Origin of the sequence: Streptomyces albireticuli, assembly GCF_021228125.1 — a bacterium.
Taxonomy (GTDB): domain Bacteria; phylum Actinomycetota; class Actinomycetes; order Streptomycetales; family Streptomycetaceae; genus Streptomyces; species Streptomyces albireticuli.
The window spans coordinates 188,428-204,773 of record NZ_JAJQQS010000012.1; the positions used below are offsets into that span (position 1 = coordinate 188,428).

Annotated in this window: 16 protein-coding genes; 4 read left to right on the forward strand and 12 right to left on the reverse strand. The window is 69.6% G+C overall.

The window, feature by feature from the left end:
* Positions 1-149 precede the first annotated feature (149 nt).
* Positions 150-722 (forward strand): cob(I)yrinic acid a,c-diamide adenosyltransferase, encoded by a 573-nt coding sequence (locus tag LUZ64_RS22345; protein ID WP_095582669.1) that lies wholly within the window; start codon positions 150-152, stop codon positions 720-722.
* A 184-nt stretch (positions 723-906) separates the two neighbouring features.
* Here LUZ64_RS22345 and LUZ64_RS22350 read toward each other — a convergent pair whose 3' ends face one another.
* The gene (locus LUZ64_RS22350; protein WP_095582668.1) at positions 907-1,512 is read right to left on the reverse strand and encodes a hypothetical protein; all 606 of its coding nucleotides are present in this window, start codon (positions 1,510-1,512) and stop codon (positions 907-909) included.
* A gap of 158 nt (positions 1,513-1,670) precedes the next feature.
* On the opposite strand from LUZ64_RS22350, the gene LUZ64_RS22355 reads away from it, so the two are divergent.
* The 3 genes from LUZ64_RS22355 (at position 1,671) to LUZ64_RS22365 (ending at position 6,141) form a co-directional block, all read left to right on the forward strand.
* Positions 1,671-2,891 carry a sensor histidine kinase gene (locus tag LUZ64_RS22355; RefSeq protein WP_095582667.1) on the forward strand — a complete coding sequence of 407 codons (1,221 nt, stop codon included), beginning with the start codon at positions 1,671-1,673 and terminating at the stop codon, positions 2,889-2,891.
* Between the two features lie 38 nt (positions 2,892-2,929).
* Complete coding sequence (locus tag LUZ64_RS22360) at positions 2,930-3,667, forward strand: response regulator (protein ID WP_095582666.1); 738 nt, start codon at positions 2,930-2,932, stop codon at positions 3,665-3,667.
* A gap of 131 nt (positions 3,668-3,798) precedes the next feature.
* Positions 3,799-6,141, forward strand: a complete 2,343-nt coding sequence (locus LUZ64_RS22365) for a glycoside hydrolase family 18 chitinase (protein WP_095582665.1) — start codon at positions 3,799-3,801, stop codon at positions 6,139-6,141.
* 63 nt (positions 6,142-6,204) lie between these two features.
* On the opposite strand, the gene LUZ64_RS22370 is transcribed toward LUZ64_RS22365, so the two are convergent.
* The 11 genes from LUZ64_RS22370 to LUZ64_RS22420 all read right to left on the reverse strand — a co-directional run bounded on the left by LUZ64_RS22370 (position 6,205) and on the right by LUZ64_RS22420 (position 16,311).
* Complete coding sequence (locus LUZ64_RS22370; protein ID WP_095582664.1) at positions 6,205-6,654, reverse strand: DUF2550 domain-containing protein; 450 nt, start codon at positions 6,652-6,654, stop codon at positions 6,205-6,207.
* Positions 6,655-6,772: 118 nt separating this feature from the next.
* Positions 6,773-7,147 carry a F0F1 ATP synthase subunit epsilon gene (locus LUZ64_RS22375; protein ID WP_087926244.1) on the reverse strand — a complete coding sequence of 125 codons (375 nt, stop codon included), beginning with the start codon at positions 7,145-7,147 and terminating at the stop codon, positions 6,773-6,775.
* A 112-nt stretch (positions 7,148-7,259) separates the two neighbouring features.
* Positions 7,260-8,702, reverse strand: a complete 1,443-nt coding sequence (gene atpD, locus LUZ64_RS22380) for a F0F1 ATP synthase subunit beta (protein ID WP_095582663.1) — start codon at positions 8,700-8,702, stop codon at positions 7,260-7,262.
* A 5-nt stretch (positions 8,703-8,707) separates the two neighbouring features.
* Entirely contained in the window at positions 8,708-9,622 is a 915-nt protein-coding gene (locus LUZ64_RS22385; RefSeq protein ID WP_095582662.1) for a F0F1 ATP synthase subunit gamma, read from the reverse strand.
* Between the two features lie 23 nt (positions 9,623-9,645).
* Positions 9,646-11,238, reverse strand: a complete 1,593-nt coding sequence (atpA, locus tag LUZ64_RS22390; protein ID WP_095582661.1) for a F0F1 ATP synthase subunit alpha — start codon at positions 11,236-11,238, stop codon at positions 9,646-9,648.
* 140 nt (positions 11,239-11,378) lie between these two features.
* Positions 11,379-12,194 (reverse strand): F0F1 ATP synthase subunit delta, encoded by an 816-nt coding sequence (locus LUZ64_RS22395; protein WP_095582660.1) that lies wholly within the window; start codon positions 12,192-12,194, stop codon positions 11,379-11,381.
* A complete protein-coding gene (locus LUZ64_RS22400) occupies positions 12,191-12,742 on the reverse strand; it encodes a F0F1 ATP synthase subunit B (RefSeq protein WP_269755678.1) in 552 nt (183 codons plus the stop codon). The genes LUZ64_RS22395 and LUZ64_RS22400 overlap by 4 nt, the downstream gene beginning before the upstream one ends.
* A gap of 53 nt (positions 12,743-12,795) precedes the next feature.
* The gene (gene atpE / locus LUZ64_RS22405) at positions 12,796-13,047 is read right to left on the reverse strand and encodes an ATP synthase F0 subunit C (RefSeq protein ID WP_087926250.1); all 252 of its coding nucleotides are present in this window, start codon (positions 13,045-13,047) and stop codon (positions 12,796-12,798) included.
* Positions 13,048-13,125: 78 nt separating this feature from the next.
* A complete protein-coding gene (atpB, locus tag LUZ64_RS22410; protein ID WP_087926251.1) occupies positions 13,126-13,935 on the reverse strand; it encodes a F0F1 ATP synthase subunit A in 810 nt (269 codons plus the stop codon).
* A gap of 261 nt (positions 13,936-14,196) precedes the next feature.
* On the reverse strand, positions 14,197-14,634 hold the full coding sequence (locus LUZ64_RS22415; RefSeq protein ID WP_087926252.1) for a Cg1360 family ATP-synthase-associated protein: 438 nt from the start codon (positions 14,632-14,634) through the stop codon (positions 14,197-14,199).
* A 294-nt stretch (positions 14,635-14,928) separates the two neighbouring features.
* Positions 14,929-16,311, reverse strand: coding sequence for an MraY family glycosyltransferase (locus LUZ64_RS22420; protein WP_095582658.1), 1,383 nt, complete (start codon positions 16,309-16,311; stop codon positions 14,929-14,931).
* Positions 16,312-16,346 lie beyond the last annotated feature (35 nt).

Genomic DNA, 16,346 nt, shown 5'->3' on the forward strand with positions numbered 1-16,346 from the left:
ACATGACGGACATCACATCGAGACGGCCACCAGCCTGGCCCCACGCCTCAGTTGAGCCACTCCAGCCCCAGGGGTCACAGGCCGCGAGCCGGGGACACGGCCGCCCGGGCACCCCTCCCGCCGGGCCGGTGCGTGGCTACGCTCGTCCCATGGTCAATCTGACGCGCATCTACACCCGCACCGGTGACAGCGGCACGACCGCCCTCGGCGACATGAGCCGCACCGTGAAGACGGACACCCGCATCGCCGCCTACGCCGACGCCAACGAGGCCAACGCCGCCATCGGGGTGGCCATCGCGCTCGGGCAGCTGCCCGAGGAGGTCGTGAAGGTGCTCGTACGCATCCAGAACGATCTCTTCGACGTGGGCGCCGACCTGGCGACGCCGGTCGCCGAGAACCCCAAGTACCCGCCGCTGCGGGTCGAACAGCCGTACATCGACAAGCTGGAGGCGGACTGCGACCGCTTCCTGGAGGACCTGGAGAAGCTCCGCAGCTTCATCCTGCCCGGCGGCACCCCCGGCGCGGCCCTGCTCCACCAGGCCTGCACGGTGGTCCGACGGGCGGAGCGCTCCACGTGGGCGGCCCTGGAACTGCACGCCGACATCATGAACCCGCTCACGGCCACCTACCTCAACCGGCTGTCGGACCTGCTGTTCATTCTGGCGCGGACGGCCAACAGGGAGGTGGGTGACGTGCTGTGGGTGCCGGGCGGGGAGCGGTGAGGAACGAGGCCCGGGCCCACGCCCTGCCCGACGACCCGGAAAGCGCCCCGAAGACGTCGGCCGAACGCCGCTCCTGGCCCGGCCGGGGGTTCGGGGGTTGCCCCCGGAAGACGCGGCATTCTGGCGCGGACGGCCAACAGGGAGGTGGGGGACGTGCTGTGGGTGCCGGGCGGGGAGCGGTGAGTCAGCGCTTCCCGTAGACCCGGGGGCGCTCGGCCCCGGCCTCGTCGGCGGTCACCGACTCGGTGGCGGCCCCGGGCTTCGGCCGCTTGGGCCAGAGGGTGTAGCTCAGCGCGATGACGAGGTTGATGCCGACCACGAAGAGCATCCTGGTCTGCCAGCCGCGCAGCGTGCTGGTGTCACCCGAGTCGCCCACGTACCAGGTCGCGGCCTGGAGCAGGCCGATGGCGACGACGGCCGCCAGGATCCAGCGCGCGGCCGTCTTCCACTCGTGGACGGCGCGGGCCGTGCCGTACTTCGGTGGCTTCACCGGCGGCGGGCCGCCCGCGAAGCGGTGGGCGAAGCGGACGTCGACCCACTTGATCGTGGAGTGCCCGAGGCCCACCGAGAAGCCGATGTAGACGGCGGCCAGACCGTGCTTGAAATCGGCCTGCGCGCCGTTCTTCAGGTCGACCGCCGTGGCGATCAGCAGGACGAGCTCCAGTACGGGCTCCAGCAGCAGCACCGCGGCCCCGGTGCGCGGCATCCGGGCCAGGTAGCGCAGGCTCAGCCCGCCGGCCAGCAGGACCCAGAAGCCCACCTCGCACGCGATGATCAACGTGACGATCACGGATCTCTCCTTCCCTCGCCTCCAGCCTCCCGGCGCGGGACGCCCTTTTCCTCGTCGCGCGTGAGGATCCCGGACTGCATCGTTCGATGTAGCGCGCGCCGGGGCGAAGCGCCCGGCAGAGGACGACCGCACCCGCTCCCACGTGCTGTGATGGACGCATGCCGGCCAGCGTCCTCCGTCTCCCCCGCCGCCCCGAGCGCGACGATGTGATCATCGCGGTCGTCGGGCTGCTCGGCGGCCTCCTCCTGTGGTTCCTCGGCCTGCGCAACAACCCGGCGCTGTTCGGGCTGCCGAAGTGGCTGAGCCTGGCGGCCCTGGTCGTGATGTGCGGCGTGGAACTGCTGCGGCGCAGCGCCCCGCTGACGGGGCTGGTGATCGGCACGCTCACGCTCGCGGTCGACATCTGCTCGGGCTCGCTCGTCGCGACCATCGCCATGTACACGGACGTCGTCTACGCGGCGGTGCTCTACGGGCGGCCGTCGGTCGCCTGGCGGATCCCCCGGGTCTGCGAGGTCCTCACGCTGCTGGCCACGCTGCTGGCGGTGGGCCTGATGCGGGAGCCGGAGGCGCTGCTGATCGGGTTCGGTGTCGGGGTGATCCTGGTGGCGCCCGCCTGGACCGGGGTGGGCATCCGCCGGCACCGGGACGCGGCGCGGGCGGCCCGGCTGGAGGCCGAGCGGACGGCACTGCTGGCCGAGCTGGACCGTCGGCAGGCGGTGGGCGCGGAGCGCGCCCGGATGGCGCGGGAGCTGCACGACATGGTGGCGAACCACCTGTCGGCGATCGCGATCCACTCCTCGGCGGCACTGTCGATAAACGAGCCGGGCACGTCCCGTGAGGCGCTCGGGGTCATCCGGGAGAACAGTGTGCAGGGGCTGGCCGAGATGCGCCGGCTCATCGGGCTGCTGCGCCAGGCCGGAGCCGAGAGCGAGCCCGCGGCCACGCCCCGGCTGGACGGGGTCGACGCGCTGCTGGACCACGCCCGCAAGGCCGTGGTGGACGACGGGTTCACGTTCGTGCTGCGGGACGAGCGGGGGCCCGGCCCGCTGCCGGCGCCGGTGGAGCTGGCGGCGTACCGCATCGTGCAGGAGTCGCTGACGAACGCGGTGAAGCACGCGGCGCCGGGTGAGGTCGCCGTGCGGCTGGCGGGGGAAGGCGGGTCGCTGCTGACGGAGGTGACCAGCCCGTTCGGGGCCGCGCCGGTGCCCCGGGCGCCGGGTTCGGGTGCGGGGCTGGTCGGGATGGGCGAGCGGGTGGCGCTGCTCGACGGGACGTTCGAGGCGGGCCCGGCGCAGGGCCCCGCGGGCAAGGTGTGGCGGGTGCGGGCGCTGCTGCCGCTGTCAGGTGAGGCAGTGCCGGAGAAGCCGGAGAACCGGTGAGGTTCCGAGAGGCCGGAGAAGGCGGAGAAGGGGATCCGATGACGGAGCGACGTGGCGGGACACCGGAGGCGGCGGGCCCGGCCGGGGACGCCCGAGGCGGTGGAGGGGCCGGGGAGCGGATCCGGGTCGTGGTGGCCGAGGACCAGGCGGCCGTGCGCTCCGGGCTGGTCCTCATCCTGCGTTCGGCGCCCGGCATCGAGGTCGTCGGGGAGGCGGCGGACGGTGAGGAGGCCGTCCGGCTGGCCCGTGAGCTGCGGCCCGATCTGGTGCTGATGGATGTGCAGATGCCGCGCATGGACGGGGTGTCGGCCACCCGGCTGGTGACCGGCGAGGGGCTGGCCGACGTCCTGGTGCTCACCACCTTCGACCTGGACGAGTATGTGTTCGGGGCGCTGCGCGCGGGGGCTTCGGGGTTCCTGCTGAAGGACAGCGAGGCCGCCGATCTGGTCGCGGCGGTGCGGACGGTGGCGCGTGGCGAGGGCCTGATCTCCCCGGCGGTGACCCGCCGGCTGATCGCGGAGTTCGCGCGCCCCGCGCCCGTACGCCCGCCGGGGGCGCCGGACCCCTCGGTGCTGGACGCCCTCACTCGCCGGGAGCGCGAGGTGCTGGCCTGTTTGGGCGAGGGGCTGTCGAACGCGGAGGTCGCGGCGCGGCTGCGCATGGCGGAGGCGACGGTGAAGACGCACGTCAGCCGGTTGCTGGCCAAGCTGGAGCTGCGCAGTCGGGTGCAAGCGGCGGTGCTGGCACAGGAGTTGGGGATGGTCCAGACCTCTTGACCGTTAGTACGGACCTTTCTACCCTCCCTTCACAGTCGTGGTGAGGACGACCGGATAGCGCACACTCACCCGACGGCGCACCGGCCAGCAGAACGGCCCCCCACCAGCCGGCCCACTCTCGAGGAGCACCCTTGAGCACAGGCATCTCACGACGCAGCAGACGTCCCTTATCCAGAGCGGTGGCGCTGTTCTCCGCGCTCCTGCTTCCGGCCGCCGCTCTCGTCGGCCTCTCCACGGCCTCGCAAGCGGCGTCCCAGGCGCCCCGGGCGGCACCCCAGGCAGCAGGAGCCACCGCCACCTTCGCCAAGACCTCCGACTGGGGCACCGGCTATCAGGCCGAGTGGACGGTCCGGAACACCGGCACCACGACCATCAATTCCTGGACCGTCGAGTGGGACTTCCCCTCAGGGACCACCGTCGGCGCCTACTGGGACGCGCTGATCACCAGTTCGGGCACCCACCACACCGCCAAGAACCGGGAGTACAACGGCACCATCGCCCCCGGCGCGAGCGTCACCTTCGGCTTCGTCGCCGCGGGCAACGGCGACCCCACCGGCTGCAAGCTCGACGGCGGCCCCTGTGAGGGCTCCCCCGCCGACACCCCGCCCAGCGCCCCGGGACAGCCCTCCTCCACCGGGGTCACCGCCAGCAGCATCGCCCTGACCTGGGCCGCGGCCACGGACGACAAGGGCGTCAAGAACTACGACGTCTACCGCGGTGAGACCGTCGTCGGCACGGTCTCCACCACGGCGTTCACCGACACCGGCCTCACCGCCGACACCGACTACACCTACAAGGTCGTCGCCCGGGACACCGCGGGCCAGACCGGCCCCGCGAGCCCCTCCGCCACCCTGCGCACCGGCTCCGGCGGCGGCACCGACAAGCCGCCCTCCGCACCCGGCACCCCGGCCGCGACGGCGGTCACCGACACGACCGTCACCCTGAAGTGGCCCGCCGCCACCGACGACAAGGGCGTCAAGAACTACGACGTCTACCGGGGCACCTCGAAGGTCGCCACGGTGGGCAAGCTGACCCACAAGGACACCGGCCTCACCGCGGGCACCGACTACACCTACACCGTCGTGGCCCGCGACAGCGCCGACCAGACCGGCAAGGCCAGCGCCCCGCTGACCGTACGGACCACCGGGGGCGGCACCCAGCCGCCGGTCGACCGCGCCAAGGTGGGCTACTTCGTCCAGTGGGGCATCTACGGGCGCGGCTACACGGTGAAGTCCCTGGAGACCACCGGCGCCGCGGCCAAGCTGACCCACATCAACTATTCCTTCTCCAATATCCACCCCACGAACCTCACCTGCCTCAATGGCGTCACCAAGGCCACCACACCCAACCCCCAGGACCCCAACCAGGGCGACGGCGCGGGCGACTCCTGGGCCGACTACGAGAAGGGCTTCTCCGCCGGGGAGTCGGTCGACGGCGTGGGCGACACCTGGGACCAGAAGCTGGCCGGCAACTTCAACCAGCTGAAGAAGCTCAAGGCCAAGCACCCCAACCTCAAGATCAACATGTCCATCGGCGGCTGGACCTACAGCAAGTACTTCTCGGACGTCGCCAAGACCGACGCCTCCCGGCAGAAGTTCGTGAAGTCCTGCATCGACATGTACATCAAGGGTGACCTGCCGGCCGCGGGCGGCCGGGGCGGCGCCGGGGTAGCGGCCGGGATCTTCGACGGCTTCGACCTCGACTGGGAGTGGCCCGGCGCCGAGGGCCACGCCGGCAACCACGTCTCCAAGGACGACAAGGCCAACAACACCCTGCTCTTCGCGGAGTTCCGCCGCCAGCTCGACGCCCTGAGCGGCACCACGGGCAAGAAGTACCTGCTCACAGCCTTCACCCCGGCCGACCCGGGCAAGATCGAGGCGGGCTGGGACATCACCACCAAGGACGGCACGCCCAGCGTCTTCGACTACATGGACTTCGCCAACGTCCAGGGCTACGACTTCCACGGCTCGGGCAGCGACAACAGCTGGGAACCCAACCGGACCGGCCACCAGGGCAACCTCTACGAGGACGCCAAGGACCCGTACACGACGAAGTTCAGCGCCGAGAAGACCGTCCGGGCCTACCTCGACGCCGGGGTCGACCCGAAGAAGGTCGTGCTCGGGCTGGCCTTCTACGGACGCGGCTGGCAGCAGGTCGCCGACGGCGGCGAGCGCGGCGTCTGGCAGACGGCGAACGGGGCGGCCCCCGGCCAGTTCCCGGAGGAGTCGGGGACACGCGGCTACGACAACCTGATCGCGTCCGTCGCGGGCCTCACCGTCCACCACGACGAACAGTCGGTCGCCACGTACGGCTACACCGGCAATAACGGCCAGTGGTGGACCTTCGACGACGTCTGGTCGATCAACAAGAAGACGGCCTGGCTGAAGACGAAGGGGCTGGGCGGCGTGATGATCTGGGAGATGTCGGGTGACAGCGGCACGCTGATGACCGCGGTCGACAACGGCCTCCGATAACGGGAATCGCCGGCCGGGTCGGACGCATGTCCGACCCGGCCGGCGATTCACCACCGCGGAGACCTAAGCCACGTTCACGCGCTGACCGGGCGGCGCCGCCTCCAGCCACGCCAGGAAGCCCGTCAGGGCGTCCTCGCTCATCGCCAGCTCCAGGCGCGTGCCCCGGTGCGCGCAGATCAGCACGACCGCGTCGGACAGCAGGGCCAGCTCCTCGTCGCCCAGCGGGGGACGCCGCTCCAGCACCTCGATCGACGCGCGCTCCAGCAGCCGACGGGGCCGGTACGCGTACGAGAAGACCCGGAACCACTCGATCCGGTCACTGTTGTAGCGGGCGACGCCGTACACCCACCCCTTGCCGTCAGGGGTGGGATCCGTCTCGGGCACGTTCCACCGCAGGCTGCAGTCGAAGGTGCCGCCGGACCGCTGGATCAGCCGTCTGCGCAGCCCGAAGACGAACAGCCCCAACAGCACCAGCAAGACGACGATGCCGCTCACGAGCAGAGCGAGGACCATCTCCACCGACCTCCTCGCATCATCTAGAGCAACCGCACCTGTATTGCCTCAGCCGCGAACCGCCCTGGAATGTTCCAGTGCGGTCCGCGGCTGAGGGACGATCTCTGTGGGTCGCGGGCTAGTGAACGCCCGTGACCGCACGCAGCCGGACATCCGCGCGACGCTCGGCGGCCGCGTCGGCCTCCGACTTCGCACGCTCCAGCGCGCGCTCGGCGCGCTGGACATCGATCTCGTCGGCGAGCTCGGCGACCTCGGCGACGAGCGACAGCTTGTCGTCCGCGAACGAGATGAACCCGCCGTGCACCGCGGCGACGACATTGCCGTCGGCGGTCTTGATGGTCACCGGGCCGGACTCCAGCACACCGAGCAGCGGCTGGTGGCCGGGCATGACGCCGATGTCACCCGATGTGGTACGCGCGATGACCAGAGTGGCCTCGCCGGACCAGACGCTTCGGTCCGCCGCGACCAGCTCGACGTGCAGCTCAGCAGCCAACGTGGCTCCTCGGGTCTCCACCCGCCGGGTGCGGCGGGTGTTGGGTCAAAGAATAGGGGACGTGACGACCGGGGGCGGGAGCGCCCCGCCCCCGGTCGAAAGGCACGGGGCCTTAGGAGACGCCCAGCTCCTTGGCGTTGGCCTTGAGGTCCTCGATGCCACCGCACATGAAGAACGCCTGCTCGGGGAAGTGGTCGTACTCACCGTCGCAGATCGCGTTGAACGCGGCGATCGACTCGTCGAGCGGCACGTCCGAACCGTCCACGCCGGTGAACTGCTTCGCCACGTGGGTGTTCTGCGACAGGAAGCGCTCGACGCGACGGGCGCGGTGGACGACCAGCTTGTCCTCTTCGCCCAGCTCGTCGATACCGAGGATCGCGATGATGTCCTGAAGGTCCTTGTACTTCTGCAGGACCGTCTTGACGCGCGAGGCGCACTCGTAGTGGTCCTGCGCGATGTAGCGCGGGTCCAGGATGCGGGACGTCGAGTCCAGCGGGTCGACCGCCGGGTAGATGCCCTTCTCCGAGATCGGACGCGACAGCACGGTCGTCGCGTCGAGGTGCGCGAAGGTCGTGGCCGGGGCCGGGTCGGTCAGGTCGTCCGCGGGGACGTAGATCGCCTGCATCGAGGTGATCGAGTGACCACGCGTCGAGGTGATGCGCTCCTGCAGCAGACCCATCTCGTCCGCCAGGTTCGGCTGGTAACCCACCGCGGACGGCATACGGCCGAGCAGGGTGGACACCTCGGAGCCGGCCTGGGTGTAACGGAAGATGTTGTCGATGAAGAAGAGCACGTCCTGCTTCTGCACATCGCGGAAGTACTCCGCCATGGTCAGACCGGCCAGGGCGACGCGCAGACGGGTGCCCGGGGGCTCGTCCATCTGGCCGAAGACGAGCGCCGTCTTGTCGATGACGCCCGAGTCGGTCATTTCCTCGATGAGGTCGTTGCCCTCACGGGTGCGCTCACCGACACCGGCGAACACCGACACACCGTCGTGGTTGTTGGCCACGCGGTAGATCATTTCCTGGATCAGAACGGTCTTGCCGACACCGGCACCACCGAACAGACCGATCTTTCCACCCTTGACGTACGGGGTGAGAAGGTCGATGACCTTGACGCCGGTCTCGAACATCTCGGTCTTGGACTCGAGCTGGTCGAAGCTGGGGGCCTTGCGGTGGATCGCCCAGCGCTCGGTGACCTCGGACTCGGCCTCCGGCTTGTTCAGGATCTCACCGAGGGTGTTGAACACCTTGCCCTTGGTGACGTCGCCGACGGGGACGGTGATGCCCGTGCCCGTGTCGGTGACGGCGGCCTGGCGGACCAGGCCGTCGGTGGGCTGCATCGAGATGGCGCGGACCAGGCCCTCGCCCAGGTGCTGCGCGACCTCAAGGGTCAGCGTCTTGAGCTTGCCGTCCTCGGCCGGGTCGGCGACCTGGACGTGCAGCGCGTTGTAGATCTCCGGCATCGCGTCGACGGGGAACTCCACGTCGACGACCGGGCCGATGACCCGCGCGACGCGGCCGGTGGCCGTGGCGGTTTCAACAGTCGTGGTCATAGTGGTCAGTCACTCCCCGCGTTAGCGTCGGCCAGGGCACTGGAGCCACCGACGATCTCGCTGATTTCCTGGGTGATTTCGGCCTGGCGGGCCGCGTTCGCAAGCCGCGACAGCGACTTGATGAGTTCGCCGGCGTTGTCGGTCGCCGACTTCATCGCACGGCGGCGGGCGGCGTGCTCGGAGGCGGCCGACTGCAGCAGGGCGTTGTAGATCCGGCTCTCGACGTACCGCGGCAGCAGCGCGTCGAGGACGTCCTCGGCCGAGGGCTCGAAGTCGAAGAGCGGAAGGATCTTGCCCTTCGCCTCCTCGTCCTCCTCCGCCTTGTCGAGGGTCAGCGGCAGCAGCCGCTTCTCCACCGGCGACTGCGTCATCATCGAGACGAACTCGGTGAAGACGATGTGCAGCTCGTCCACGCCGCCCTCGGCCGTGTCCAGCTGGACGGCCTCGATCAGCGGGCCCGCGACCTTCTTGGCGTCCGCGTAGGTCGGGCTGTCGGTGAAGCCGGTCCACGACTCCACGACCGGGCGCTCCCGGAAGCCGTAGTACGCCACGCCCTTGCGGCCGATGATGTACGTGACGACGTCCTTGCCCTCCGAGCGCAGGCGCTCGGTGAGGCGGTCCGCGGCCTTGATGGCGTTGGAGGAGTAGCCGCCGGCCAGACCGCGGTCGCTCGTGACGAGCAGCACCGCGGCCCGGACCGGGCTCTCGACCTCGGTGGTCAGGGCGTGCTTGGTGTTCGAGCCGGTCGCCACTGCCGTCACCGCGCGAGTGAGCTCACTCGCGTACGGCGTCGATGCCGCCACCTGGCGCTGCGCCTTGACGATGCGCGAGGCGGCGATCATCTCCATCGCCTTGGTGATCTTCTTGGTCGCGGTGACGGAGCGGATGCGACGCTTGTAGACCCGGAGCTGGGCTCCCATGGATCAGGTCCCTTCCGTCGTGGTCACTTCGCGGAGCCGGCCGTGGCGTCGTCACCGAGAAGCTTGCCGTCCGAGGTCTCGAACTGCTTCTTGAAGGTGGCGATGGCGTCGGCGAGCGCCTGGAGGGTGTCGTCGGACATCTTGCCGCCCTCGACGATGCTGGTCATCAGGCCCTTGTGCTCACGGCCCAGGTAGTCGAGCATCTCGCGCTCGAAGCGCTGGATGTCCTCGACCGGCACGTCGTCCATCTTGCCGGTGGTGCCGGCCCAGACGGAGACGACCTGGTCCTCGACGGAGTACGGGGCGTACTGGCCCTGCTTCAGCAGCTCGACCATGCGCTTGCCGCGCTCCAGCTGCGACTTCGAGGCCGCGTCCAGGTCGGAACCGAAGGCGGCGAACGCCTCCAGCTCGCGGTACTGGGCGAGGTCGACACGGAGTCGGCCGGAGACCTGCTTCATGGCCTTGTGCTGGGCGGAGCCACCGACGCGGGAGACCGAGATACCGACGTTCAGCGCCGGGCGCTGGCCCGCGTTGAACAGGTCGGACTCCAGGAAGCACTGGCCGTCGGTGATGGAGATGACGTTGGTCGGGATGAACGCCGAGACGTCGTTGGCCTTGGTCTCGACGATCGGCAGACCGGTCATCGAACCGGCGCCCATGTCGTCGGAGAGCTTGGCGCAGCGCTCCAGCAGACGCGAGTGCAGGTAGAAGACGTCACCCGGGTAGGCCTCACGGCCCGGCGGGCGGCGCAGCAGCAGGGACACGGCGCGGTAGGCGTCGGCCTGCTTCGAGAGGTCGTCGAAGACGATCAGGACGTGCTTGCCCTGGTACATCCAGTGCTGGCCGATGGCCGAGCCGGTGTACGGGGCGAGGTACTTGAAGCCGGCCGGGTCGGACGCGGGAGCGGCGACGATCGTCGTGTACTCCAGGGCGCCGGCCTCCTCCAGCGCGCCGCGCACGGACGCGATGGTGGAGCCCTTCTGGCCGATGGCGACGTAGATGCAGCGGACCTGCTTCTTCGGGTCGCCCGAGCGCCAGTTGTCGCGCTGGTTGATGATCGTGTCGACGGCCAGCGCGGTCTTGCCGGTCTGACGGTCACCGATGATCAGCTGACGCTGGCCACGGCCGATCGGCACCATGGCGTCGACGGCCTTGAGACCGGTCTGCATCGGCTCGTGGACCGACTTACGGACCATGACGCCGGGAGCCTGCAGCTCCAGGGCGCGGCGTCCTTCGGTCGCGATCTCGCCGAGGCCGTCGATCGGGTTGCCCAGCGGGTCGACGACGCGGCCGAGGTAGCCCTCGCCCACCGCGACGGAGAGCACCTCACCGGTGCGCTGCACCGGCTGGCCCTCCTCGATGCCGCTGAACTCGCCGAGGACGACCGCACCGATCTCGCGCTCCTCGAGGTTGAGGGCGAGACCGAGGGTTCCGTCCTCGAACCGCAGCAGCTCGTTCGCCATGGCCGAGGGAAGACCCTCGACCTTCGCGATGCCGTCGCCGGCAACGCTGACCGTACCGACCTCCTCGCGCGAGGCCGCGTCCGGCTTGTACGCCTGGACAAAGTTCTCCAGCGCGTCCCGGATCTCCTCCGGCCGGATCGTGAGCTCCGCCATCTGGGTTCCCTGCTCTCCTTGTTGGGCCCGAAGTATTTCTTCTCCGGGGTGTGGTGCCCACAGCGGTCGCGCTGCGGGCCCCCGGAGGACACCGTCGGCCCAACCCGGGCCGTCAGTCATGCTCTTGAATTGGTGGCTGGTCAGCCGGCCATCCGTCGGTCCGCCTCGGCGAGACGGTCCGCGATGCTGCCGTTGATGACCTCGTCGCCGATCCGCACCTGGACACCGCCGAGGATCTCGGGGTCCACGTCCAGGTTGAGGTGGACACGACGGCCGTACAGCTTGGCCAGGACGTCACCGAGGCGCTGCTTCTGGGCATCGCTCATCGGCACCGCGGAGGTGACCTCCGCGACCATCCGGTCCCGGCGGTCGGCGGCCTGCTTGGAGAGGGCGTTCAGCCCCGACTCCAGGCTACGACCACGCGGCGCGGTCACCAGTCGGACCACGAGCCGCTCGGTGACCGGGTTGGCCCGGCCGCCCAGGAGCTCACGGACCAGACCGGCCTTGGCCGTGCGGTCGGCGACCTTGTCCGTCAGCGCGGAACGGAGCTCGCTGCTGGAGCTCACGATCCGGCCGAAGCGGAACAGCTCGTCCTCGACGTCGTCCAGGACACCCGCGCGCTCGGCGGCGACGAGGTCGGCGCCGGAGGCGAGCTCCTCGGCCGCGTCCACCAGGTCACGCGAGCGCGACCAGCGGGAGCGGACCATGCCGACCAGCAGGTCGGCGGTCTCGCCGCCGACCTGTCCGCCGATCAGGCGCTTGGCCAGCTCGGCCTTGGCCTCGCCGCTCTGCGCCGGGTCGGTCAGGACCCGGCGCAGCGAGACCTCGCGGTCCAGCAGCCCGGTGACCGCCGCGAGCTCGTCGGCGAGCTTCGCCGCGTCCACGGACGTGTTGTCCGCGAGTGCGTCGAGGCTCTCGCGTGCGGAGGCCAGTGCCTCCCGGCTCGCTCCGCTCATCGGGTGGCCTCGGCCTTCTTCTGGTCGGCCGCCTTGGCCTCGAGGTCATCGAGGAAGCGGTCGACGGTGCGGCTCTGCCGGGTCGCGTCCGTGAGGGACTCGCCGACGATCCGGCCGGCCAGGTCGCCGGCGAGCTTGCCCACGTCCTGGCGGAGCGAGGCCGCGGCGGCCTTGCGGTCGGCCTCGATCTGGGCGTGACCGGCAGCGATGATCTCCTCGCGCTGGCGCTGGCCCTCGGACCGCATGTCGGCGATCAGCGCGACACCCTGTTCCTGGGCTTCCTGGCGCAGCCGGGAGGCCTCGTGGCGGGCATCCGCGAGCTGTGCCCGGTAGTCCTCGAGCACCTGCTGAGCCTCGGCCTGGGCGGCCTCGGCCTTCTCCATGCCGCCTTCGATGGCCTCGCGACGCTCGTCCAGAGACTTGTTGATCGTCGGGAGGAGCTTCTTGGCGAGGAAGAAGAAGACGATGGCGAAGGCGATCAGGCCGATGACGAGCTCTGGGAGCGGCGGGAGGAGGGGGGGTTCCATTTCCCCCTCCGACGCCAACATCAGGGCGTTCACATCAATGCCTTCCGTCGAAAACAGTGGTCGTCAGGCTGCGATCAGGCAGACGGGTAGACGAACGGCATGACCAGACCGATCAGGGCGAGCGCCTCACAGAAGGCGAAGCCGAGGATCTGGTTGGCGCGGATCAGGCCGGCGGCCTCGGGCTGACGGGCCAGCGCCTGGGTGCCGTTACCGAAGACGATGCCGACGCCGACGCCGGGGCCGATCGCGGCGAGGCCGTAGCCGATCGAGCCCAGGTTGCCCTTGATCTCGACACCAGCGGCGATGGTCTGGAGAGCAGCAGACATGCTCGTTCTTCCTTCTCTTTCACGGACCGGTGGGGGTTGGCCACCGGACGATTGCGTGGACGGGGGTCCGGGTGGGGCTCAGTGATGCTCGGCGAGAGCGCCCTGGACGTAGTTGGTGGCCAGCAGCACGAAGACGTACGCCTGGACGGCCTGGATGAAGAGCTCGAAGGCGGTCATCACGATGGTCATCACGAAGGACACACCGGCGTAGGCGATCCCGATGCCGTTCAGCAGGTACCAGCTGGCGACCGTGAACATCAGGATCAGCAGGTGGCCGGCGAACATGTTGGCGAAGAGTCGGACCGCGTGGGTGAACGGGCGGATGATCACGTTCGAGAAGAACTCGAGGACCACTGCCAGCGGCAGGATCGGACCCAGCGCCTTGTCGTAGCCCGTGATGTTCTTCAGGCCGCCGATGAAGCCGTGCTTCTTGAACGTCAGGTACATCCAGAGGACGTAGACGATCAGGGCGAGCGCCGCCGGGAAGGCGATGATCGAGGTCACGGGGAACTGGGCGACCGGAATGATCGACCAGAGGTTCATGATCCAGACAAAGAAGAACAGCGAGACCATCAGGGGGACGTACTTCTCGCCCTCCTTCTTGCCGAGCGCCTCATAGACGATGCCGCGGCGCACGAAGTCGTAGCCCGCCTCACCGACCATCTGCAACTTGCCGGGGACCACCTTGGCCCGGCCGAACGCCGCCCAGAAGAAACCGATGATCACGACCGTGCTCAGGACGGCCAGCAGCATCGGCTTGTTGAAGTCGAAGCCGCCAATGCTGAAGATCGGTTCGAACAGGAACGAGTGAAGCCCTGGGGCCGGGAAGCCGCACCCATCGAAGATGTGGCAATCGGTCTCGAAGGCGAGCATCTGGTCAGCACTCACCGCGAGCTCCTTCAGCGTGGCGCATAGGTACGGCAACCTCGTTGTGTCGGCACGGCGCGCAGCCGCGGAACGGCACTGGACTGGTCATGCGGATGGGGGGCGTGATCGGCGCGGGGCCGGTCGGGGTATTCGGCATCAGCTGCATGGACCGCCGATTCCGTCCCGGGAAACTCGGGAGTTCAGCCGCCTGCGCCCACTGTGCCTCAGATGGCACCGGACGATAGCAGGTGAGCGCCGGCACCTTTATTCCGGCCCTACCGGTCACGTCGGAGACCCGGCGGGCGTGGTGTTCTTCGCCTCGGCGGATTCCGGATCCACATAAAGGATCTTGGCCTTCAGATACGCCCGCGTCTGGGCGGCGGTCCACACGAGGACCGCGGCGAGCAGGGAGAACGCGAAGGCCCGGGTGTTGAAGAGCGACGTGTCCCGGAAGACCGCGAGCACGACGGCCGCGATCAGGAACTGCGTCACATAGAGAACCAGGCCCATGGCCTGGAACAAGTGCGGGAAGGACTTGGCCGTGCGCTGGAGAACGTAGAGCCCCATGGCCATGACGCCGCCCGCGACCAACGTGCCGACGGCACCGCCGATCGCGCCCTTGCCCCCGGCCAGCGCTCCGCTGACGGCGACTGCGACAACACCGGCGGCGGCGGTCGGGACGGCGCACTGAAGGAGTGTTCGGGCGTCGTTGGACTGCATGAAGGGTTTCTCCGGCGATCGGAAGCAACGATTCGTCGTGAACGAGCGTATCCCCGGGAGTGAGACATGGACTCGCGACGAAGGGCCGCCGCACTACGGTCCTTCGGCTTCAGCACCGGGTTTCGTGAACGGTATCACAAACTATTTGATGAGGTCTTTACCTACATCGTGTGCTCGACATCACACGCAGGGGTGAAGTGGCTGGTCGTAGCGCTGACGAGACCCTGATTCCTCTGCTAGAGGACCGTCCTCCGTTTGGCCTCCCGTGACCTCTCCGTGACCCCCCTGCTCCGCTCAGCGAGGGCTGCTGATCTTCCGTGCGTGGCCGAAGCGCGAGCGGTCGCCGATGGCCGTCGCGCCGTGCAGTCCGGCCGGGACGGGCTCCCGCTCCCCGGCGGCCACGGCGTCCGCGTCGGCCCGGGCGCCCACGGCGGTGGCCCCGTGCAGGCCCGCCGCGTCCGCGGCGGCGGCGGCCTCGGCCGGGCTCAGGGCGGCGGGAGCGGCCACGGCCCGGCGGCGGTAGCGCGGCGGTACGAACGACTCGGCCCAGCGCGGCGCGCGCGGCTTGAAGCGCGGCAGCAGCAGCAACACCAGGCCCACCGCGCTCAGGGCCACGATCAGCAGCACGATCCAGACACTCGCCGAGTGCACGGAGTAGGCCACCGTGCCGAAGCCGATGAGCGCCGACCAGAAGTACATGATCAGGACGGCTCGGCTGTGCGAGTGACCGAGCTCCAGCAGGCGGTGGTGCAGGTGGCCGCGGTCCGCGGCGAACGGCGACTGGCCGTTCCAGGTCCGCCGGACGATCGCCAGCAGCAGGTCCGCGACCGGCACCGCGATGACCGTGAGCGGGAGCAGCAGCGGGATGTAGACCGGCACCATCGTCTGCACGGCGTTCCGCTCGCCGCCGACCTGCTGGTAGAGCAGGTCGGGGTCGACCTGGCCGGTGATGGAGATGGCGCCCGCGGCCAGCACCAGCCCGATGAGCATCGAGCCGGAGTCGCCCATGAAGATGCGCGCGGGGTGCATGTTGTGCGGCAGGAAGCCCAGGCACATGCCCATCAGGACGGCGGCGAACAGCGTCGCGGGGGCGGCCGCCTCCACGTTGTGGCCGAACCACAGCCGGTACGCGTAGAGGAAGAACGCCGCGGCGGCGATGCAGACCATGCCCGAGGCCAGGCCGTCCAGGCCGTCGACGAAATTGACCGCGTTGATGGTGATCACGACCAGCGCGACGGTGAGCAGCGTGCCCTGCATCGAGGTGAGGGAGACCGTGCCGACGCCGGGCACCGGGATCCACAGGATGGTCAGGCCCTGGAGCACCATCACACCGGCGGCGATCATCTGGCCGCCGAGCTTCACCAGGGCGTCGACGCCCCACTTGTCGTCCAGGACGCCCAGGATCCAGATCAGACCGGCGCCGGAGAGCAGCGCCCGGGGTTCGCTGCCGAGCTCGAAGACCTTGCCGAGGTTCGACAGGTGGGCGGCGACCAGCAGCCCCGCGCACAGCCCGCCGAACATGGCGATGCCGCCGAGGCGTGGCGTCGGTTCGCGGTGCACGTCGCGCGCGCGGATCTCCGGCATGGCCCCGGCCACGATCGCGAACTTCCGCACCGGCCCCGTCAGCAGATAGGTGACCGCGGCGGTGACGCACAACGTCAGCAGGTATTCACGCACGGGCTGCCCCAGAGATCTCGCTGGACATCACAGCC